Below are 20063 nucleotides of genomic sequence, written 5' to 3'. Positions count from 1 at the left end.
GCCTACGCCGATTACTGGACCGCCGCATGAACGGCTTTGACGCTGGCCAGCAGGTCGCGCGCGCCGTCGAGCGGCAGGCAGCTCGGGCCGTCGCACAGCGCCTTGTCGGGATCGGGGTGGAATTCAAAGAACACGCCGTTGGCGCCCGAGGCCACCGCCGCCTTGGCGATGATCGCCACGCCGTCGCGACGACCGCCGGTCGAGGCGCCCCCGGTGCGCGGATCGGCGCCAGGCAACTGAACTGCGTGGGTGGCGTCGATCGTCACCGGAGCGCCGAGCTTCTTCATCTCCGGGATCGCCAGCATGTCGACCACCAGGTTGTTGTAGCCGAACGAGCTGCCGCGCTCGCAGAGGATCACGCCGACGTCGGACACCTCCTTGATCTTGCTCAGGATGTTCTTGGTGTCCCAGGGGGCGAGGAACTGCGCCTTCTTGACGTGCATCAAGCCGCCGGCCGCGCCGGTCGCCTTGGCGGTCGCCACCACCAGATCGGTCTGGCGGCAGAGAAAGGCCGGGATCTGGACCAGATCGGCGACGGCGGCCACCGGTTCGGCCTGCTCGACCTCATGCAGGTCGGTGCAGACCGGCACGTTCAACTGCGCCTTCACCTCCGCCAGGATCTTCAGGCCCTCTTTCAGGCCCGGACCACGATAGCTCTTCACGGACGACCGGTTGGCCTTGTCGAAGCTCGCCTTGAACACATAAGGCAGGCCGAGCTCCGCGGTGACGGCCTTCAGGTGACGGCCGGTCTCCAGCGCCAGGTCCAGGTCCTCAATGACATTGAGCCCGGCGATCACGACCAGCGGCTGGCCGTCGCCAATCGAGAGATTCCAGCGATTAAGCGTCAGAGCAGTCATGACATTCTCGAAATTGGGATGATCTTCGGCGCGCTTGCGCTGGGGCCTAAGTGGCGCGCGTGCGCCCGGTTCACAAGCGCGAAAACGTGAACCTTGGCAACCAGCTCCACCGCTCCCGCGTACTGGAGTTGATTCTATTCAATCCCAAATGCAGTGTTGCAGGCGTGAAAATCGAGGGTTGCGACCATGACCTTGGCGCATGAACCATCGCTGGCGGCCCTGGCCGCCTCACCCCGGGCCTTCGGCAAGCTGCCCGCATTGGTCGGCGCGCCTGCCGCATTCCGCTTTGCAGCCCGGCTGCTGGCGCTGAACTGGAGAGCCGGTTCACTCACCTTCATCACGCCGTCAGGGCAGGAACTCAGGATCAAGGGCCCGGAGCCCGGCGTCGACGGACGCATCGTCGTCCACGACTTCGGCTTCATGCGCCGCGTCCTCGCGGCCGGCGACATCGGCTTCGCCGAGGGCTACATGGCCGGAGAATGGGACACCCCGGATCTCTCGGCGGTTCTCAGCGCGGTCAGCATGAACTTCGACCGCCTGGCCCGGTTCTTCCTCGGCAACCCGCTCGTGCGGGCCGTCAACTTCATCGGCCACAGCCTGCACGCCAACACCCGCAAGGGTTCGCGCAAGAACATCCACGCCCACTACGACCTCGGCAACGCCTTCTACGGGCAGTGGCTCGACCCGACGATGACCTATTCCTCGGCCCGCTACTCGCGCGACGGCGAGCCATTGGAGCTGGCGCAGATCAACAAGTACCGCTCGCTCGCCCAAGGCATGGGGCTGGAACGCGATCATAGCGTGCTCGAGATCGGCTGCGGCTGGGGCGGGTTCGCCGAGTACGCGGCCAAGGAGGTCGGGGCCAAGGTGACCGGCATCACCATCTCGCAGGAACAGTTCGACTTCGCCCGCAAGCGCATCTTCGAGCAGGGTCTGGCCGAACGGGCCGAGATCCGGATGGTCGACTACCGCGACGTCCAGGGCCAGTTCGACCGCGTCGCCTCGATCGAGATGTTCGAGGCGGTCGGCGAGCGCTACTGGCCGACCTACTTCGGCAAAATCCGTGACGTGCTGAGACCGGGCGGGCGCGCAGGCCTTCAGATCATCACCATCCGCGACGAGATATTCGACTCCTACCGTCGGCGGGCGGACTTCATCCAGAAGTACATCTTCCCGGGCGGGATGCTGCCGTCCGAGGCGCGACTGAAGGACGTCACCAGCGAGACGGGCCTGGCCTGGACCGGGATCACCCGCTTCGGTCAGGACTATGCCGACACCCTCGCCGAATGGGGCCGCCGCTTCGAGAGCGCCTGGGACGGGATCGCCGCGCTCGGCTTCGATGAGCGGTTCCGCAAGCTCTGGCGCTTCTATCTCAGCTACTGCGAGGCGGGTTTCCGCACCGAACGCACCAATGTCGTGCAGCTCAGTCTTTCGCGCGCCTAGGCCCCAGAACAGCTTAGGGCGGTTCGACGAAAGCTGGGGCTTTGCCCCCTGTTCTGCGCCTGCCGCCCGGCTTAAGTAGTCGGCTATGACCGTCGCCAGCAGCGTCCTCGACGCCATCGGAAACACGCCCCTGATTCGTCTTCGCCGTGCGAGCGAGGCGACGGGATGCGAAATTCTCGGCAAGGCCGAGTTCATGAACCCGGGAGCCTCGGTCAAGGACCGCGCGGCCCTCTATATCGTGCGCGATGCTGAACGGCGCGGCCTGCTGAGGCCCGGCGGCCGCATCGTCGAGGGTACGGCCGGCAACACCGGCATCGGCCTGGCGATGGTCGGCGCGGCCAGCGGCTACAAGACCACCATCGTCATCCCGCGGACCCAGAGCCAGGAAAAGAAGGACGCCATCCGCCTGCTCGGCGCCGAGCTGGTCGAGGTTGACGCTGTCCCCTACTCCAATCCCGACAACTACGTCCGCTACTCCGGCCGCCTGGCCGAGGAACTGAACGCCAAGGAACCGGCTGGCGCGATCTGGGCCAACCAGTTCGACAACGTCGCCAACCGCCAGGCGCACGTCGAGACGACGGCTCCGGAGATCTGGGAACAGACCGGCGGCAAGGTCGACGCCTTCATCTGCGCCGTCGGCTCGGGCGGCACGCTCGCCGGCGTCGCCGAAGGCCTGCGCGCGCGCAATCCCGCTATCAAGATCGGCCTGGCCGACCCGCACGGCGCGGCGCTCTATTCCTGGTACGCCGACGGCGAGCTGAAGTCGGAGGGGACCTCGATCAGCGAGGGCATCGGCCAGGGCCGGATCACCGCCAACCTCGAAGGCCTGAACGTCGACCACCCCTACCGCATCGACGACGTCGAGATGCTCAATGTGATCTTCGACATGGTTGAGCATGAAGGCTTGGTGATGGGCGGCTCGACCGGCATCAACGTCGCCGGCGCCATCCGCATGGCCAAGGACCTCGGCCCCGGGCACACCATCGTCACCATCCTCTGCGACCAGGGCGCCCGCTACCAGAGCAAGATCTTCAACCCCGCCTTCCTCAAGGAGCGCGGCTTCCCGATCCCGCGCTGGCTCTAGCCATGGACCCCGTCGTCTCCACCGCCTGGCTGGCCGACCGCCTCGGCGAGGTCCGCGTCGTCGACGGCAGCTGGCACATGCCCGCAGAGGCCCGCGACGGCCGCGCCGAATATCTCCAGCGGCATATTCCTGGAGCCGTGTTTTTCGACATTGATCATGTCGCCGACCACGACACCGACCTGCCGCACATGCTCCCGACTCCCGAAGCCTTCGCCCAGGCCGCCGGCGAGCTTGGCCTGTCCCGCGACGCCGACATCGTCGTCTACGACGTTCACGGCATCCGCTCGGCCGCCCGCGTCTGGTGGACACTACGGGCCATGGGCTACGCCAACGTCCGCGTGCTCGACGGCGGCCTGCGCAAGTGGCTCGCCGAGGGCCGTCCGGTCGAGGCCGGCGACGCGGCGCCCTCGCCGGTCGTCGTCGCGCCGCGCTTCGACCCCGACCTCGTGAGAAGCGCTGCGGACGTCAATGCCATCCTGCAATCGGGGTCGGCGCAGATGCTCGACGCCCGCTCGGCCGCCCGCTTCCGCGGCGATGCGCCCGAGCCGCGCGCCGGCCTGCGGTCCGGGCACATGCCAGGCGCGGCCAACCTGCCCTGGGAGCAGGTCATCGCCGAGGACGGAACCTTGCGCCCTGCCGCTGGACTCAAGTCTGTCTTCGAGCAGGCCGGCATCGATCTGGCCAAGCCGATCGTCACGACCTGCGGTTCGGGGGTCACCGCCTCGGTGCTGGCCCTGGCCCTCGCGCGCCTCGGACGCGACCGCACGGCGGTCTATGACGGCTCCTGGAGCGAATGGGGCGGCTTGGCCGACACCCCCGTCGTCACCGGCGCCTAGCGCGCCGGCGGCGCATAGAGCAGGCCAGGCATCGGGGCGCTCCAAAGCGCATTGTGGCCGCGCTCCAGCTTCAAGGCCGACTGCGCCCCCAGATTGCGGGCGAAGACTTCGTCATAGGCGCCGACCTGCATGATCGCCTGCAGGGCGAAGTCCCGACGCAGGCCCATCAGCGGCCCGAAATCGCCCTCCACCCCCAGCAATCGGCGAACCCGCGGGTCGACCGAACTCTTCGCCAGTTCCTCGGCCGTCTTCGAGGTGACCCCGAACTCCTCAGCGAGGATCAGCGAATAGACGGTCCACCGCACGATGTCGGTCCACACCGGATCATCCTGGCGAACAACAGGCGCCAACGGTTCCTTCGAGATCACGGTAGGCAGGATCACGTGGGCGTTGGGGCTGTTCATCACCGATCGCGCCGAGGCCAGCGCCGAGACGTCGGCCGTGAACGCATCGCAGCCTTCGCTTTGGTAGAGGGCGCGGGCTTCGGACTCGGACTTGGTCACGACGGGCGTGTACTTGAGTCCTCGGGCCTTGAAGTAGTCCTCGACATTGGTCTCGCTCGCCGTGCCGCGCTGGACGCAGATCCGCGCGCCGTTCAGCTCATCGGCGCTCGTCAGGTTCAACGACTTGGGCGCCAGAAACCCTTGCCCGTCGAAATAGGTGATCGCCGCAAAGTCGACCCCCTCGCCGGCGTCCCTCGCCAGCGTCCACGAGGTGTTGCGGGCCAGGATGTCGATCTTGCCGCCGCGCAAGCCGGAGAAGCGTTCGGCCGCGTCGACGGGCGTAAAGCGCACAGCATTCGCGTCGCCCAGCACGGCGGCCGCGACGGCGCGGCAAATGTCAATGTCGAATCCGCGCCAGGCGCCGCGATCATCGGCGTAAGCGAACCCCGGTAAGCCCGGATTGACCCCGCAGGATACCCACCCTCGAGCCTTCACCGCGGCCAGCGTAGGACTGGGTTTGGGCTTGTAATCTCCCGTCGCCGGCGGCGGCTCCACCTTAGGCGCGGGTGGCGGCGGCGGTGCGGCTTGCTCCCTCCCGCAGGCGGCCAGCAGCAGCATCGCGGCGACGCAACCGAGGATCTTGGTAGAAATACTGAGCCGGGAGATTGGCCGCCCTCCTTGATTGCATAGCTGTGGAGGCTCTAAGTGCCATGCGATCATGGCTCAAGTTCGCTCCACCCCGTCAACCCGCGTCACCCAAGAAACCCGCCTCATTCGCGCCGGGGCGCACGACGGCGAGCTTGTGAAGACCGTTGGCCCGCCGATTCAGAAGGGATCGACGGTGCTGCTGCCCAATGCAGCGGCCCTATACGACGATGATTCGTTCCTCACCTACGGCCGCGCAGGCCTCGCCGCTCACGACGCCCTGAGGCAAGCCCTGTCCGAGATGGAGGGCGCTGAGGGCGTCTGCCTTTACCCGTCGGGGCTGGCGGCCGTGACCGGTGCGGTTCTGGCCGTTCTGAAGGCGGGCGACGAAGTGCTGGCGGCCGACAACATCTACAAGCCCAGCCGGAGGTTCTGCGACAACGTCCTGAAGCGCTACGGGATCGGGGTTCGCTACTTCGACCCTCGGCTGTCGCCGGAAGCCTTGCTCGACCTAGCGGGAGAGCGGACGCGGCTGATCATGATGGAGTCGCCTGGCTCGTTGACCTTCGAGATGATGGACCTGGCGGCCGTCGCCGAACTGGCGAAGGCGAAGGGCGTCCTGACCCTGACCGACAACACCTGGGGCGCCGGCTACCTGTTCAAGCCGCTGGAACACGGCGTGGACATCAGCGTCCAGGCGCTCACCAAGTATGTCGGCGGGCACTCAGACGTGTTCATGGGATCGGCCGCGGCTCGCGACCCGGCGTTGGTGCATCAGCTTGCGGACGGGGTTCACAATCTCGGCTGGTCGGTGTCGGCGGACGACGCCTACCAGATGCTGCGCGGCCTGCGCACGCTGCCGGCCCGGCTCAAGGCCCAGGGCGAGGCCGGCCTGCGCATCGCAACCTGGCTGGCGGCCCAGCCGGAGGTCGCCGGGGTCCTCCATCCGGCGCTGCCGGGCGCGGCGGACCATGCCCTCTGGGCACGCGACTACAGCGGCGCCTGCGGCCTGTTCGGCTTCGTGCTGAAGGGCGGCTCGCCGCAGGCCGCGGACGCGTTCCTGGACGCCCTGCAGCTGTTCGGGCTGGGTTTCTCGTGGGGCGGTTTCGAGAGCCTGGCCATCGTCAGCGACCCACAGCTCGGCAAGCGCAAATTCGCCCCGACCTACGACGGCCCGCTGATGCGCCTGCACATCGGTCTTGAGACCGAGCAGGATCTTGTAGCCGACCTCCGCCGCGGCCTCGACGCCTTCTCCGCCGCCCGCTAGGGCCGCGCCATCCGGCTCATGAACAGGGCCGCCCGCTTGGTCTGCCGATCGATGCTGGACAGGTCCATGGTCTCGCCGGGCGCATGCGCCCCGGCGCCCGCCGCGCCGAACCCGATCAGACCCGGCACGATGTCGCCGACGAAGCCGATGTCGCCTGCCCCCCGCTTGAGCGGGTCAAGCTCGGCCATCGGCTCAAGCCCAAGGTCTCTATTGACCTCGTTGAGTCGCCCCAGCAGCCGTCGCGACGCCTCGCTCGGGGCCATGGCCGGATAGCCGTCGTCGAAGGCGATGGACGCGCTCGCTCCGTGCAGCGGCTGAGCCGCGATTGCCCGCATCTTGGCGCGTATGCTTTCTGTCTGGGCGTTGGAAAGCGTCCGCAGGTCGCCGCGCGCCACCGCCTGCGCGGGGATGATATTGGTCTTGCCCGTGGCGACGCCGCCCGTGTCGCTGTCGTTGGGCGCGGCGGCGGTCCCGGCCAGCATGTAGCCGACATTGAAGGTCGCGTTCGGCTCGCGAGCTTCCTTGCGGAAAGCGTCGACGATGCGGGCCAATTCATAGGCCGCGCCATATCCCACGGTGTCGTTGAAGACGCCCGACGAGTGGCCGGACTTAGCTGTTACCGTCAGCGTCCAATCGGTCGACGAGCGTCGGGCGATCGAGGCCATGTCCTTGCCGTTCTCCTGGGCCAGTCCCTCGAACTCGAGCGCCATGTCGCTGGCCTTGGCGGCGTTGATCAACTCGGCGCGCGACACCGACAGCGGCCGCCCTCCCCGCTCCTCGTCGCCGGTGAGGACGATGGTGATGTCGGCATCCGCCAGGGTCCCGGCCGCCTGCATGGCCCGCAGGGCGGCGACCATGATCACCAGCCCGCCCTTCATGTCGTTGACGCCCGGCCCCTCGGCGAGGTCGCCACGGCGGACATATTTCTGGAACGGACTGTCGGGCTCGAAAACCGTATCGAGGTGTCCGATGAGCAGCATCCGCTTGCCCTTGCCCGATCCTCTGTGAACCGCCACCACATGGCCGGCGCGATCGACCGCGTGCATCGGGACCCAACGGACCTCGAAGTCCAGCGCCTTCAACTCGGCCTGCATCCGCCGGCCGACTTCCTCGACACCGGGCTTGTTGAGGGTGCCGCTGTTGATGTTGACCAAGGTTTCCAACAGTTGGAGGGAGCGCCCCTCCTCGGCGGCCGCCGCGCTGACCAGCCGCTGCTCCTGCGCCGACAGGCCGGCGGCCAGCGCTGGGCCGCCCGTCAAGACGACAAGCGCCGCCAAGACGGCGGCGGAGTTCTTGATGCAGGTCATCGCAAATCCCCAGGTCACGGAATCAAGCGACGACCATCCCTGGCCCTGCCAGCAAACTCAACCTGGCCGCTGAGAGCCGCCGTGGCGGCGACGTCGGGTCGGAGGCCGATGTCCTTGTGCGGCGGAGTTGGCGCGCCCAGCAGGACTCGAACCTGCAACCGTCCGCTTAGAAGGCGGATGCTCTATCCGGTTGAGCTATGGGCGCCTGGCAGGCGCTTAGTGCGTCCAGGACTGCTTACGATTGTAGGCGAAGTTGTCGGCGTAGGCCTTGAGGATGCGCTTAGGCGCCTTCGGCTCGGTGATCTGGAACGGAATGCCGTGCGCCTGGGCGTAGGCCACCGCCTCGTCGCTGGTCTCGAAGGAGAGACGAATCTGGCCGTTCATGTCGCTGGTCAGCGTCCAGCCCATCAGCGAATCCGAACGGCGGGCCGAGGCAGGCTCGAACTCGAGCACCCAGTCCTTGGTCTTGGCCTTGCCGGACTGCATGGCGTTCTTGGCCGGACGATAGATACGCGCGAGCATGCGAACCCTCATAGAAATCTGACCGGCGTGGTCGGGGCGGCAGGATTCGAACCTGCGACCCTCTGCTCCCAAAGCAGATGCGCTACCAGGCTGCGCTACACCCCGAAGAGCGCCGGAGAGCGCGGGATATAAGGCTTTGGCCTTTCCCGCAATTGAACAAAGTCCCGCGGTGGCGCCTAGCCATGCCGCCGCATCAACTTGAACACCGCCGAGCCACGCACGACGTCCGTTCCCGCGACATGGGCGCGCGCCTCGACGAAGGCGACGTCGCGCGTCGCGCGCGTCACCCGCGCCTCCCCCATCACCCACTCGCCGACCCGCGCCATGTGCAAGAAGTCGATGGAAAGGTGGATTGTCACCGCGGTCTGCCGCGCGGCGCGATACACCGCCGCGCCCATCAGGCCGTCCAGGAAGGCGGTCAGCATCCCGCCATGCACAAGCCCCAGCCCGTTGGCATGGCGCGGCAGGGCGTAGAACGCCTGCTCAGTCACCTCGCCCATCTCCGCGCGATGGAAGTATGGGCCGTTGTGGCTGGAAAACGGCCCGCGGCTGCCCGAGGCGACAAAGCCGGGCGGCGGTTCGGGGACAACGTCCTTGTCAGTCACGCTTGAATATCCGGTGTTCGATGCGGTCGCCGGGCATCAGGCCGATCTCGCCTGTCCGCCCGCCAGCCAGTTCCAACACGCCGACCACGGGGCCGCCCGAGGGAATCGGCGTCTCCGACAGCGGCGTCGTGTTGCGGGCGATGGACAAGACCGTGCCGTCCGTCCGGATGTAGATGATGTCGAGTGGGATCAGGGTGTTCTTCATCCAGAACGCCACCTCGCGCGGCGTCTTGAAGTCGAACAGCATGCCGCGATCGGGCGGAACCTCCTTGCGGAACATCAGCCCTTTTTCGCGCTCGGCGTCGGTATCGGCGATCTCGACGAAAAAACGAGTGCGGCCGGCAGGCGTCACCGCCTCCAACGCCTCAAAGCCGACCGGCGGCTGTCCGACCGCTCCCGCCGTCGGCGTCGATGCTGCAGCAGGCGCCGTAGCCGCGACGTGCGTCCCCGATTCCTGCGCCGCCGGCTCCTGGGCGCAGGCCGCAAGCAACGAGAGCGCGCCGACAAGCGCGGTCAGGCCGCGTCGCGGCCTCTTCTGACTAGGCACCGGAAACCTCCGAGCTATGGGTCCGGCGCGCGACGGTCGTCGCGCCCCTGGGTCGAGAGCCCGCGAAGGGCTCTAGGCCAGACCTACAGACTCGATCTCGGCGACGACAAGCCCCTTCGGACCTTCCGCAAAACGCACCATGACATCATCGCCCGGTTGCAGGTCCTCAATGCCGGCCCTGCGCAGGGTTTCGATGTGCACGAAGATGTCACCGCTCTCCCCGTCCCTGACTACGAAGCCGTAGCCCTTGGCGCGGTTGAACCACTTCACCTTGGCGCGCTCCAACGGGCCGTGCGCGGTCAGCGGACGGCGCTGCGGGCGGGCGCCGAAGCCCCCGCGATCGAAGCTGCGTCCGTGATGTCCCTCGTCGTGCCTTCGCCGGTCAGATGGCGGCGGAGCGGAACTCTCGTCCACCTCCAGCACCTCTGCGACCTGCCACCCCTTCGGACGTCTGATCACGTCACAGACAATCACCGCGCCTTCGAGCGCGCTCTCGCGCCCCGAATTGCGAAGACTTGTGACGTGAAGCAATACGTCCTTGAGCCCCGTTTGATTGGGGTCGTCAGGAACGACAAATCCATAGCCCTTGCCGGCGTCGAACCACTTCACACGCCCGCTGATCCGCACGGCTTCTTCGTGTGGACCTACTCCCTCGAATTCGTAACCAGACATCTGCCCCTCTGGCCCGGTCTCCCCCCGATCCTTTCGGATATGGCCAACTAGAACAGTGTTCTCGTTACACTAGTGCCGTCAATGGGGCATTTTACAAGCAACACACGCTCCGGTCGCAAAACTCGCGCCAGCGTCGTGAAACTCTACATTTTGGGGAGCCTCGCGGTGGCAGTCCCTAGGGGAGTCGAACCCCTCTCTCCAGGTTGAAAACCTGGCGTCCTAACCGATAGACGAAGGGACCGCGTCCGCGAGAGCGGTGTCTATATGGGCGAATCTTCGGGTGCGCAAGCGCCTTGCTCAAACCTTTTTCAGCACAGCGTTATCCGAACCATCGCCAGAGGCGCATAGCCCTTCTGGCTCAAGGCTTAGCCGACGCGCCGGGGGTCCGCGGCGTCTTCTATTTCCAGCTCGACGCTCTCACGCCCCTGCCAATCATCGGGCTTCAACCGGCCGGCGACATGGATCGCGCCGGCGCCGCCCAGCAGCGTGCGGCCCAGTTCGGTCTCCTCGGCCCGCCAGGCCACGGCCTTGAGACGGCCGCCCGAGCCGTCCGTCAGCGTGACCCGGACATGGCCGCCGCGCAGGGCCATCGGTCGCTCGACGCGGACATTGGCCGCCGCGAACATCGGCTCCGGATTGCCGGGCCCAAACGGCGCCATCGCCTGAAAGGCCTGCCAGAGCCCCCGGTCGGCCCCGCCGGCGGTGACCAGCGCGTCGATATCCAGAGCATCCTCGGCGGCGGCGATCTGCGCCTCCGCAGCGACGTGGTCGTTCAGGAAGGCTCGCAGGTCCGGGATGAGTTCGGGCCGCACCGAAAGCCCCGCGGCCATGGCGTGGCCGCCGCCGGCCAGCAGCAGGCCCTCGTCGAACGCCGCCTGCACGGCGCGCCCGAGGTTCACGCCGGGCTGAGAGCGGCCAGAGCCCTTGCCGACGTTCGCGGCCCGGTCGACGCCGATCACCATCGTCGGCTTGCGATAACGCTCGCGCAGCCGGCTGGCGACGATGCCGATCACGCCTGGATGCCAGCCGTCGGCGGCGACCAGCGCCATCGGCGCGTCGGCCTGATTGCTTTCACGTTCGACGATGCGCACGGCCTCGTCGAAGATCTCCTTCTCGACCTCCTTACGCGAGGCGTTGAGGCCGTCGAGCTCGGCGGCCAATGCAGCAGCCTCCTCGGGATCGTCGGTCGACAGCAGCCTTGCGCCGAGGTCGGAACGGCCAATGCGGCCGCCGGCGTTGATCCGTGGCCCCAGGATAAAGCCGGCGTGGAAGACGCTGGCGGGTCCGGAGCCCTTGGCGACCTCGAGCAGCGCCTTCAGGCCGGGGTTGCGCCAGGCCGACATCACCTTCAGCCCTTGGGCCGTCAGCGCGCGATTGAAGCCGACCAGTTGGGTGACGTCGCAGATCGCGCCCAGCGCGGCGAGATCGAGCCATTGTCGCAGGTCAGGCTCGGCGCGATTCGAAAACAGCCCCCTGCCCCGCGCCTCGCGATTGAGGGCCGCCAGCAGCACGAAGGCGACCCCGGCGGCCGCCAGGACGCCCTGGCCCGATTCGCAGCCCGGCCGATTGGGGTTCACCAGCGCGGCGACATCGGGGATCTGATCGCGCATCAGGTGGTGATCGATCACCACCACCTCGAGGCCGATCTCCTTGGCGCAGGCCAGCGCCTCATACGCCGCCGCGCCGCAGTCGACGGTGACGACTAGATCGACCCCCGACTCGCGGATCTTGCGGAACGCCGCCGGCGACGGGCCATAGCCCTCCGTCATCCGGTCAGGGACATAGATCGGCAGTTCCTTGCCCATCACCCTGAACCAGCGGACCAACTGGGCGGCGCTCGAGGCGCCGTCCACATCGTAGTCCGCAAATACGGTCATCGGCCGGTCGGCCAGCAGGGCGTCGATCAGGATCGCCGCGGCCCGGTCCATGTCGAGAAAGCTCGACGGATCGGGAAACTGCGCCTTAAGCGTCGGATTGAGATAGGTCTCGCCTCCGTCGGCGCCGACCCCACGCGAGGCCAGCGCCCGCGCCAGGGGTTCGGAAAGGCCGAGCGCGAGCTGGTGGCGGCGCACCACGGCAGGATCGGCCGGCCGTTCTCGCCACGCGCGGCCGGTGAGCGACCGTACGACGCCGAGATATCCCGCCGCCGAGCCCCCGTCGGGCACGACCTTAGACCGGCCGCTTCATCCGCACTTCACGCACCGTGCGGGTGGAGGAGTTCATCACCAGGGTGTGGGTGTGAACGAAGCCGTCCTCATAGGCCACGCCGTCCAGCAATGCGCCGTTGGTGACGCCCGTCGCCGCGAAGATCGCGTCGGCGCGGACCATCTCGTGCAGGTCGTACTTCTTGTCGAAGTCGGTGATCCCGACGCGGGTGGCGCGGGCCTTCTCGTCGGCGTTGCGGAACACGAGGCGGCCCTGGAACTGGCCGCCGACGCACTTCAGCGCCGCGCAGGCCAGGACGCCTTCCGGCGCACCGCCCTGGCCGATGTAGAGGTCGACGCCGGTGGTCGGGTCCGAAGTATTGATCACCCCGGCCACGTCGCCGTCGGTGATCAGGTAGACGCGCGCGCCCACCGAACGGACCGAGGCGATGATCTCGGCATGGCGCGGGCGGTCGAGCACGCACACGGTGATCTCGGAGGGATCAACGTCCTTCGCCTCGGCCAGCGCCTTGACGTTGTCGGCCGGCGACTTGTCGAGGTCGATCACACCGGCCGGATAGCCCGGGCCGCAGGCGATCTTGTCCATGTAGGTGTCCGGCGCATTGAGCAGGCTGCCCTTTGGCGCCCAGGCCATCACCGCCAGGGCGTTGGCCATCGCCTTGGCCGTGAGCGTGGTGCCTTCCAGCGGATCGAGCGCGATGTCGATCGCCGGACCTTTGCCGCGGCCGACCTTCTCGCCGATGTAGAGCATCGGCGCTTCGTCCCGCTCGCCCTCGCCGATCACGATCTCGCCATCGATGTCGAGGTCGTTCAGCGCCGTGCGCATGGCGTCCACGGCGGCTTGGTCGGCGGCCTTCTCGTCACCGCGTCCAACCAGCTTCCAGGCGGCGATTGCGGCGATCTCTGTCACCCGGACCGCGTCCAGAACCAGACCGCGATCCAGATCTTGCGAACTCATCTGTCTCTCCCAGCACCTCGAAGGGCGCAGATTATCCTTGGATTCTTATATGCGGGCGATCCGCAAGAGGCGCGGTCTTTCCAGCACCGCCGGCAGATTGGCGATGCGGTCGATCGCCGCCGTCAGCACCGACTCGGCCACGGCGTGCGTGGTGAGCACGATCGGCACGCCTTCGGCGTTCTCTACCGGTTTCTGCAGGAAGCTCTCGATCGAGACGCCGGCCTCGGCCAGGGTCTCCGACACCGCGGCGATGACGCCCGGCTCGTCCTTGACCAGGAAGCGCAGGTAGGCGCGGCTGAGACTGCGGGACGGATCGATCGGCGTGAACGGCTTGAGCGCCTTGGCCGGCGCTTGGAAGACCGGGCGCTTGGCGTTCGTCATCACGTCGGCGATGTCGGCGGCCACGGCGGCGGCGGTCGGTCCCGAGCCGGCGCCCGGGCCTTGAATGAAGATCCGGCCGATGCGCGTTCCCTCGATGAAAAGGGCGTTGAGCGCGCCGCCGGCCTGGGCCAGCGGATGGCTCTGTGCCACCAGGGTCGGGTGGACGCGGACGAGGACGCCCTCAGCCGAACGGTCGGCCGAGGCGATGAGCTTGATCTTGTAGCCGAGGTCCTTGGCCAGTTGGATGTCCAGCAGCGCCACCTGGTCGATCCCCTCGATCTCGGCCGCCGCGTAGTTCGGCGCGCAGCCAAAGGCCAACGCGGCCAGGATCGAGATCTTATGGGCGGCGTCGAACCCGCCCACGTCCATGGTCGGGTCGGCCTCGGCGTAGCCCAGGCGCTGAGCCTCCGACAGCACGTCGGCGAACGAGCGACCGCCGCTGTCCATTTCCGAGAGAATGTAGTTGCAGGTCCCGTTGAGGATGCCGGCCACCGACTTCACGTCGTCGCCGACCATGGCCTCGCGCAGCATCTTCACCGCCGGCGTTCCGCCCATCACCGCAGCCTCGAACAGCAGCGGCACGCCCTTGGACTCCGCAAGGGCCGCCAACTCGGCGCCGTGCTCGGCGATCAGCGCCTTGTTGGCGGTGACGACCGGCTTGCCAGCGTTGAGCGCGGCCTCGACCGCGGCCTTCGCCGGGCCATCCGAGCCGCCGATCAGTTCGACGAAGATGTCGACGTCCGGCGACTTCGCCAGTTCGACGGGGTCGTCGTACCAGGGCAGGTTCGAGATATCGAACGGCCGCGGTCGCGAGCGCGAGCGCGCCGAAACGCCGGTCACCACGGCCTGACCGCCGGCCGGGGCGAAGCCGGCCTCATCCGACAGGAAGTTCAGCAGGCCGCCGCCGACCGTACCCAGGCCCGCGACGCCGACCCGCCACTCAGTTTTACTCATTGCGCCGCCATAGTGTTGTGGGCCCGGCCGAGGATCTCATCGGCGTTGGCCAGGAATTTCTTCACGTTGCGTGCGGCCTGCCGGATCCGGTGCTCGTTCTCGACCAGACCGATACGCACGTAGCCCTCGCCGTACTCGCCGAACGCCACGCCGGGGGCCACGGCCACGCCAGCCTCCTCGATCAGCAGCTTGGCGAACAGCATGGAGCCGGCTTCCCGGAACTTCTCCGGCAACGGCGCCCAGGCGAACATCGAGGCGGGCGGCGGCGGGATGTCCCAGCCGGCGCGCTTCATCGACGACACCAGCGTGTCGCGTCGCGACTTGTAGATCGCCCGGATCTCGTCGACGCAGTCCTGCGGCCCGTTGAGGGCCGCCGCCGCGGCCACCTGGATCGGCGTGTAGGCGCCGTAGTCGAGGTAGGACTTCACTCGCGCCAAGGCCGCGCACATCCGTGCGTTGCCCACCACCATGCCGACGCGCCAGCCCGCCATGGCGTAGGTCTTCGACAGCGAGTTCACCTCGACGGCGATGTCCTTGGCGCCCTCGACCTGCAGGATCGACGGCGGCGGGTTGTCCTCGAAGTAGATCTCCGAATAGGCGATGTCCGACAGCACGAGCATGTCGTGCTTCTTCGCCAGAGCCACGGCTTCCTTGTAGAAATCGAGATCGACCCACTGGGCCGTGGGGTTCGACGGATAGGACAGGATCAGCACGCTCGGCGGGGGCGCCGAGTGCTTCACCGCCCGGCTGATGCCCGACAGGTACTCTTCCGGCGACGGCGCCGGGACATGCCGGATGACCCCGCCGGCCATGATGAAGCCGTAGGCGTGGATCGGATAGGCCGGGTTCGGACAGATGACGACGTCGCCGGGCGCAGTCAGGGCCTGGGCGAGGTTGGCGAAGCCTTCCTTCGAGCCGAGCGTCGCAATGACCTCGGTGTCGGGGTTCAGGTCGACGCCGAAGCGCTTCTTATAGTAGCCGGCCATGGCCTTGCGCAGGCCCGGGATGCCCTTGGAGGCCGAGTAGCGGCCCGCCTTGGGATCACGCGCCGTTTCGATCATCTTGTCGACGATGTGCTTGGGCGTGGGCATGTCCGGATTGCCCATGCCGAAGTCGATAATATCGACGCCCTCGCCGCGAAGCCGCGCCTTGATGCGGTTCACTTCTTCAAAAACGTAGGGCGGAAGCCGGCGAATACGGTGGAATTCGGGAGTCATTTTGAGCTCTGGCCGCGACCCTCGCGGCGGTGGGGAGCTAACGTCGCGCATGGATAGCCCCCATGACAGGGCCGGCCAAGCAGGTTCACGGTCATTTATGCCCCCGCCAGCCGTCTTATCTCGGCGGCGGAGGCGGCGTAGCTCGCTCCCGCAGTTCCTTCGCGAAGGCTTCGCTGGACGGCGTGGTCGAGGCCTCAACCCCGATGTCTGGGCCGGCCTGCGAACGCGCGCGCGTCACGAATCGCTCAGTCCCGCTCAGCGTCCAGGTGTTCGGAGCCGTATTCCGTTCGACCTTCGCGGCAGCGACCTCAAGCTGATCAGCAGCCTGCCCCCACGCCGCTACGGGCCGCGACGACGGCGGCGACGCCGGAATCTGGTCAAATGTCGGAAAAGATCGCGACTCGTGCGCCATCCGCGCCACGTCGTCGGCCACCGCCGAATTCGCGTCCACCTTGGCCTCGGCGAACGGATTTCCGGCGCAACCGGCCGCCAGTACGGCGACAGCCACGCAACCGAGCACGCCCCGGGCGGAGGCCCCGAGAGACGAACATGCAAAAAGTCGAAGCGGCGCGTTCATTTTCGTCTTGGTCTTATGCCACTATCGCGTCGGGCGGAAGAGCGTGGGCGCTTTCGCTCCAAAGGAATGCGTAAGCGGGAGGACAACGGGCGATGAGCGATCAGGCCACTGCGCCGCCGAAAGCCAAGGCGAAAAAGAAGGTCAAGGCCGCGAGCAAAGCCGCCGAGAAGACCAAGGTCGCCGCCTCGCCGCCTCCAGCGGCCGCGCCTGAGCAGCCCGCGCCTGATGCGCCCGGCGCCTCGAGCTTCGAACAGCTGAGCGCCGAACAGCGCGACATGATGGAAAAGCTCTCGACCAATCTGGCCCGTGCGGCGCTGACCGCCCAGGGCGCCATCGCCGAGGCCGCCTTGCGCCAGGCCGAGCGCCCAGCCGGACTGCAGCCCGATCCCTTCCATGTCGCCCCCGCGCTGACTGACGTCATGGGCCGCCTGATCGCTCAGCCTGACCGCCTGGTCCGCGCCCAGGCCGATCTCTTCCAGCGCTATCTGGAGCTCTGGCAGTCCGCCGCCCGTCGCGCTGGCGGCGAGACCGTCGAGCCCGTGGTGCAGCCTGAGCGCGGCGACAAGCGCTTCAACGATCCCGACTGGGCCGAGAACCCGGTCTTCGATGTCATCAAGCAGTCCTACCTGCTCACCTCGAACTGGCTGAACGGCCTGGTGGCCGAGGTCCAGGGCGCCGATCCGATGACCAAGCGCCGGGTCGAATTCTTCATGAAGATGCTGACCGACGCCTTCTCGCCGTCCAACTTCCTGGCTTCCAATCCGGCCGCGCTGCGCGAGGCGATGGCCAGCCGGGGCGAGTCGTTGGTCAAGGGCATGGAGAATTTCGCCGCGGACCTCGCCCGCGGCGGCGGCCAGCTGGCGATCAGCCAGACCGACTATCAGATGTTCAAGATCGGCGAGAACGTCGCCACGGCGCCGGGCAAGGTCGTCTTCCAAAACGAGATTCTGCAGCTGCTGCAGTTCAACCCTACGACCGATCAGGTCCACGAGGTCCCGCTGCTGATCTTCCCGCCCTGGATCAACAAGTTCTACATCCTGGACCTGCGCCCGGAGAACTCGATGATCCGCTGGCTGACCGACCAGGGATTCACGGTGTTCGTCGCCTCGTGGGTGAATCCCGACCCGACCATGGCGGGCAAGACCTTCGAAGACTACATGCACCAGGGCATCTACGCGGCCACGGACGCCGTGATGGCCCAGACCGGCGTCGATCGGGTGAACACCGTCGGCTACTGCATCGGCGGCACCCTGCTCTCCTCGTCCCTGGCGCACATGGCCGCCAAGAACGACCAGCGGATTTCGTCGGCGACCTTCTTCGCGGCCCAGCAGGACTTCGCCGAGGCCGGCGACCTGCTGTTGTTCACCAACGAGGACTGGCTGGCGGACCTCGAGAAGCAGATGGACGCCGCTGGCGGCGTGCTGTCGGGCCAGGCCATGGCCGAGACCTTCAACTCTCTGCGCGCCAACGACCTGATCTGGTCGTTCTTCGTGAACAACTACCTGATGGGCAAGGAGCCCAAGCCCTTCGACCTGCTGTTCTGGAATTCCGACCAGACGCGGATGCCAAAGGCGCTGCACCTGTTCTACCTGCGCAAGTTCTACGGCGAGAACGCCCTGTCGAAGGGCGAGTTGGTGCTCGACAACGTCAAGCTCGACCTGAAGACCGTGAAGACCCCGGTCTATGTGCAGTCCTCCAAGGAGGACCACATCGCCCCGGCCCGCTCGGTCTATCGCGGCGCCAAGCTGTTTGGCGGACCGGTGACCTTCACCCTGGCCGGCTCGGGCCACATCGCCGGCGTCATCAACGCGCCGGCCGCCAACAAGTATCAGCACTGGACCAACAGCGAGCTGCCCGACTCCGTCGAACAGTGGATGGGCGGCGCCGTCGAGACGCCAGGCTCCTGGTGGCCGCATTGGGCGCAGTGGCTGCGGGCCAAGTCCGGCGGACTGGTGCCGGCCCGAGATCCCGCCAAGGGCAAGTTCGCCCCTATCGAGGATGCGCCGGGCTCCTATGTGAAGGTGAAGTCGTAGGCGGCTGAGCTTTCGGGGGCGAGATGATCAGGACGGTCGTGCTGGGGCTGGCGGCGCTGCTCGCCCTATGGGTCGGCGCGGGCTTGGCGCTAGTTGCACTGTCGGGGCCGTTCGAGCCCAGCGGTCGCGATGTCGACATCGGCGGGCGCAAGTTGCGCCTCGTCTGCGCCGGGCCGCAATCCGACCAACCCGTGATCTGGATGGAGGCCGGCGCCTGGGGCCTGGCGGCCGACTTCGCCGCCATCCAGCAGCGGCTCGCCGGCAAGGGGATTCGCTCCTGCGCCTATGACCGCGCCGGCATGGGGTTCTCCGACCCCGGCCCCCAGCCCCGCGATAGCGCCGCGATCGCCGCGGACCTCCACAAGCTGATCGCCGCCTCCGGCGAAGCCGGCCCTTTCGTGTTCATGGCGCATTCGATGGCCGGGCAGCACATCCGCCTATATGCGGGTCAGCATCCGGAGCAGGTCGCCGGCCTGGTGCTGCTTGAAGCCACGACCCCGGAAATGGCCGAGCGCCCGGAAGCCCAGAAGTTCCTCAACCGCGTCCAGGCCGTCGCCCGGGCGACGGCCCTCGCCGGCAGCCTCGGCCTTACCAAGATCGCTTACTACAAGGGAGACCGGATCGGCTTGCCGCCGCAGGGCCGCGCTGAAAAGCGTCACGCCTTCATTTCGGGACGGCACGCGCGCACCGCCGCCGACGAGGTGCTGGTCTGGCCCCAGGGCGCCGCGCAAGCCGCAGCGACGAAACTCGACCCAGCCTGGCCCGTCGCGGTGGTCACCGCCGGGAACGCCGAGTTGATGGCCGGCTGGAACGAGGTCCGCCGTGCGCCAGAGCGCAACTCCCGCGCCGGATACTACGAGAACGAGTCTCAAGCCGGTCACGCCACCCTGCTCGGCCTGACCCACTCCGACGCCGTGCTCCGCGGCGTCGATCACGTCCTGGCGGCGCTGGCCAAGCCGCAATAGCGACGGCTAGTCGGGGATCGCCTGCCAGCTCCGCCGAATAGTCAGAATGTCGCGATCGATCTCCAGCCAGCAGCCGCCGCCCGGATGTGCGGGCCGGTCTTCGCGCCCGATCTCGACGCCCTGGAGGTGAGCCGTCAGCAGGCGCCCGACGCCACCATGCGAGACTACCAGCAGGTCGCCTTGCTCCGGCTCGTTCCGCGCCAGACGCCCGACTGAGCCAACGATCCTGGCCTGCGCCGCACGCGCGCTCTCCCAGCCGCGAACGTTCTCGTCGGGCCGCGCGAAGAAGGCCTCGACCACCTCCCAGAATTCGGGCGGCGCAAGATAGCCCGTCGAGGACCGATCATTTTCGCCAAGGTCGGGATCGACCCGCTGCGGAACGTCGAGCGCGGCCGCGGCGATGGCAGCGCCATCGGTCGCCTTTCGCTCATTGCTCGAATAGACCGCCACGACGCCTTGCGCAGCCTCACAGCCGACAAAGCGTTCCATCCGCCGTCGCCCGACGTCCGAGAGTCCCCACTCCGTGATCGGCGTCGCCGGGTCGATGATCACTTCGGGATGGGTCAGGAAATAAATGGTCGCCAT

Annotated in this window: 19 protein-coding genes and 3 tRNA genes; 6 read left to right on the top strand and 16 right to left on the bottom strand. The window is 67.4% G+C overall.

Features of this window, described 5'->3' with window-relative positions:
• Positions 1–11: 11 nt before the first annotated feature.
• Positions 12–857, bottom strand: a complete 846-nt coding sequence (gene kdsA / locus OUA97_RS02550) for a 3-deoxy-8-phosphooctulonate synthase (RefSeq protein ID WP_267230203.1) — start codon at positions 855–857, stop codon at positions 12–14.
• 186 nt (positions 858–1043) lie between these two features.
• Between kdsA and OUA97_RS02545 the strand changes: the two genes are divergently transcribed.
• From OUA97_RS02545 to sseA, 3 genes are all read left to right on the top strand, one after another.
• Positions 1044–2300 (top strand): SAM-dependent methyltransferase, encoded by a 1257-nt coding sequence (locus tag OUA97_RS02545; protein WP_267230202.1) that lies wholly within the window; start codon positions 1044–1046, stop codon positions 2298–2300.
• A gap of 85 nt (positions 2301–2385) precedes the next feature.
• Positions 2386–3384, top strand: a complete 999-nt coding sequence (locus OUA97_RS02540) for a cysteine synthase A (protein ID WP_267230201.1) — start codon at positions 2386–2388, stop codon at positions 3382–3384.
• A 2-nt stretch (positions 3385–3386) separates the two neighbouring features.
• Positions 3387–4220: a 3-mercaptopyruvate sulfurtransferase gene (gene sseA, locus OUA97_RS02535; RefSeq protein WP_267230200.1), complete on the top strand. Its 834-nt coding sequence runs from the start codon at positions 3387–3389 to the stop codon at positions 4218–4220.
• Here the strand turns inward: sseA and OUA97_RS02530 are convergent.
• Positions 4217–5281 (bottom strand): amino acid ABC transporter substrate-binding protein, encoded by a 1065-nt coding sequence (locus tag OUA97_RS02530; protein WP_416362403.1) that lies wholly within the window; start codon positions 5279–5281, stop codon positions 4217–4219. The genes sseA and OUA97_RS02530 overlap by 4 nt on opposite strands.
• 100 nt (positions 5282–5381) lie before the next feature.
• On the opposite strand from OUA97_RS02530, the gene metC reads away from it, so the two are divergent.
• Positions 5382–6575 carry a cystathionine beta-lyase gene (gene metC / locus OUA97_RS02525; protein ID WP_267230198.1) on the top strand — a complete coding sequence of 398 codons (1194 nt, stop codon included), beginning with the start codon at positions 5382–5384 and terminating at the stop codon, positions 6573–6575.
• Here the strand turns inward: metC and OUA97_RS02520 are convergent.
• From OUA97_RS02520 to OUA97_RS02460, 13 genes are all read right to left on the bottom strand, one after another.
• Positions 6572–7882, bottom strand: coding sequence for a M20/M25/M40 family metallo-hydrolase (locus OUA97_RS02520; RefSeq protein WP_267230197.1), 1311 nt, complete (start codon positions 7880–7882; stop codon positions 6572–6574). The two genes, metC and OUA97_RS02520, sit on opposite strands and share 4 nt — an antisense overlap.
• Before the next feature lie 128 nt (positions 7883–8010).
• Positions 8011–8087: transfer RNA gene (locus tag OUA97_RS02515), tRNA-Arg, on the bottom strand.
• A gap of 11 nt (positions 8088–8098) precedes the next feature.
• Positions 8099–8404, bottom strand: a complete 306-nt coding sequence (locus tag OUA97_RS02510) for an ETC complex I subunit (RefSeq protein ID WP_267230195.1) — start codon at positions 8402–8404, stop codon at positions 8099–8101.
• A 28-nt stretch (positions 8405–8432) separates the two neighbouring features.
• Positions 8433–8509, bottom strand: a tRNA-Pro gene (locus OUA97_RS02505).
• Between the two features lie 71 nt (positions 8510–8580).
• Positions 8581–9009 (bottom strand): PaaI family thioesterase, encoded by a 429-nt coding sequence (locus OUA97_RS02500; RefSeq protein WP_267230194.1) that lies wholly within the window; start codon positions 9007–9009, stop codon positions 8581–8583.
• Positions 9002–9361, bottom strand: coding sequence for a DUF192 domain-containing protein (locus OUA97_RS02495; RefSeq protein ID WP_267230193.1), 360 nt, complete (start codon positions 9359–9361; stop codon positions 9002–9004). Before OUA97_RS02495 ends, OUA97_RS02500 begins: the two co-directional genes overlap by 8 nt.
• A gap of 267 nt (positions 9362–9628) precedes the next feature.
• Positions 9629–10228: a cold-shock protein gene (locus OUA97_RS02490; protein WP_267230192.1), complete on the bottom strand. Its 600-nt coding sequence runs from the start codon at positions 10226–10228 to the stop codon at positions 9629–9631.
• A 166-nt stretch (positions 10229–10394) separates the two neighbouring features.
• A tRNA-Glu gene (locus OUA97_RS02485) sits at positions 10395–10469 on the bottom strand.
• Positions 10470–10593: 124 nt separating this feature from the next.
• Positions 10594–12393 carry a single-stranded-DNA-specific exonuclease RecJ gene (gene recJ, locus OUA97_RS02480; RefSeq protein ID WP_267230191.1) on the bottom strand — a complete coding sequence of 600 codons (1800 nt, stop codon included), beginning with the start codon at positions 12391–12393 and terminating at the stop codon, positions 10594–10596.
• A 4-nt stretch (positions 12394–12397) separates the two neighbouring features.
• Positions 12398–13351 (bottom strand): class II fructose-bisphosphatase, encoded by a 954-nt coding sequence (glpX, locus tag OUA97_RS02475; RefSeq protein ID WP_267230189.1) that lies wholly within the window; start codon positions 13349–13351, stop codon positions 12398–12400.
• 45 nt (positions 13352–13396) lie between these two features.
• A complete protein-coding gene (locus OUA97_RS02470; protein ID WP_267230187.1) occupies positions 13397–14686 on the bottom strand; it encodes a homoserine dehydrogenase in 1290 nt (429 codons plus the stop codon).
• Positions 14683–15903, bottom strand: a complete 1221-nt coding sequence (locus OUA97_RS02465) for an LL-diaminopimelate aminotransferase (protein WP_267230186.1) — start codon at positions 15901–15903, stop codon at positions 14683–14685. The genes OUA97_RS02470 and OUA97_RS02465 overlap by 4 nt, the downstream gene beginning before the upstream one ends.
• 115 nt (positions 15904–16018) lie before the next feature.
• Positions 16019–16480, bottom strand: coding sequence for a hypothetical protein (locus OUA97_RS02460; RefSeq protein ID WP_267230185.1), 462 nt, complete (start codon positions 16478–16480; stop codon positions 16019–16021).
• A gap of 92 nt (positions 16481–16572) precedes the next feature.
• Between OUA97_RS02460 and phaC the strand changes: the two genes are divergently transcribed.
• Both phaC and OUA97_RS02450 read left to right on the top strand, forming a co-directional pair.
• Positions 16573–18513, top strand: coding sequence for a class I poly(R)-hydroxyalkanoic acid synthase (phaC, locus tag OUA97_RS02455; RefSeq protein ID WP_416362402.1), 1941 nt, complete (start codon positions 16573–16575; stop codon positions 18511–18513).
• Between the two features lie 23 nt (positions 18514–18536).
• Positions 18537–19478, top strand: coding sequence for an alpha/beta hydrolase (locus tag OUA97_RS02450; protein ID WP_267230184.1), 942 nt, complete (start codon positions 18537–18539; stop codon positions 19476–19478).
• 6 nt (positions 19479–19484) lie between these two features.
• Here OUA97_RS02450 and OUA97_RS02445 read toward each other — a convergent pair whose 3' ends face one another.
• Positions 19485–20063, bottom strand: a complete 579-nt coding sequence (locus tag OUA97_RS02445; RefSeq protein ID WP_267230183.1) for a histidine phosphatase family protein — start codon at positions 20061–20063, stop codon at positions 19485–19487.

This window comes from Phenylobacterium sp. 58.2.17, from assembly GCF_026411515.1.
Lineage (GTDB): Bacteria > Pseudomonadota > Alphaproteobacteria > Caulobacterales > Caulobacteraceae > Phenylobacterium.
Note: the sequence above shows the minus strand (reverse complement) of the source record. Positions and strands in the feature narration are given on the sequence as shown.

Bases quoted from the DNA above. Each gene is read 5' to 3' on its own strand.
- kdsA (WP_267230203.1), bottom strand. From the start codon at position 857: ATGACTGCTCTGACGCTTAATCGCTGGAATCTCTCGATTGGCGACGGC.
- OUA97_RS02545 (WP_267230202.1), top strand. From the start codon at position 1,044: ATGACCTTGGCGCATGAACCATCGCTGGCGGCCCTGGCCGCCTCACCC.
- OUA97_RS02540 (WP_267230201.1), top strand. From the start codon at position 2,386: ATGACCGTCGCCAGCAGCGTCCTCGACGCCATCGGAAACACGCCCCTG.
- sseA (WP_267230200.1), top strand. From the start codon at position 3,387: ATGGACCCCGTCGTCTCCACCGCCTGGCTGGCCGACCGCCTCGGCGAG.
- OUA97_RS02530 (WP_416362403.1), bottom strand. From the start codon at position 5,281: ATGCTGCTGCTGGCCGCCTGCGGGAGGGAGCAAGCCGCACCGCCGCCG.
- metC (WP_267230198.1), top strand. From the start codon at position 5,382: ATGGCTCAAGTTCGCTCCACCCCGTCAACCCGCGTCACCCAAGAAACC.
- OUA97_RS02520 (WP_267230197.1), bottom strand. From the start codon at position 7,882: ATGACCTGCATCAAGAACTCCGCCGCCGTCTTGGCGGCGCTTGTCGTC.
- OUA97_RS02510 (WP_267230195.1), bottom strand. From the start codon at position 8,404: ATGCTCGCGCGTATCTATCGTCCGGCCAAGAACGCCATGCAGTCCGGC.
- OUA97_RS02490 (WP_267230192.1), bottom strand. From the start codon at position 10,228: ATGTCTGGTTACGAATTCGAGGGAGTAGGTCCACACGAAGAAGCCGTG.
- glpX (WP_267230189.1), bottom strand. From the start codon at position 13,351: ATGAGTTCGCAAGATCTGGATCGCGGTCTGGTTCTGGACGCGGTCCGG.
- OUA97_RS02470 (WP_267230187.1), bottom strand. From the start codon at position 14,686: ATGAGTAAAACTGAGTGGCGGGTCGGCGTCGCGGGCCTGGGTACGGTC.
- OUA97_RS02465 (WP_267230186.1), bottom strand. From the start codon at position 15,903: ATGACTCCCGAATTCCACCGTATTCGCCGGCTTCCGCCCTACGTTTTT.
- OUA97_RS02460 (WP_267230185.1), bottom strand. From the start codon at position 16,480: ATGAACGCGCCGCTTCGACTTTTTGCATGTTCGTCTCTCGGGGCCTCC.
- phaC (WP_416362402.1), top strand. From the start codon at position 16,573: ATGAGCGATCAGGCCACTGCGCCGCCGAAAGCCAAGGCGAAAAAGAAG.
- OUA97_RS02450 (WP_267230184.1), top strand. From the start codon at position 18,537: ATGATCAGGACGGTCGTGCTGGGGCTGGCGGCGCTGCTCGCCCTATGG.
- OUA97_RS02445 (WP_267230183.1), bottom strand. From the start codon at position 20,063: ATGGCGACCATTTATTTCCTGACCCATCCCGAAGTGATCATCGACCCG.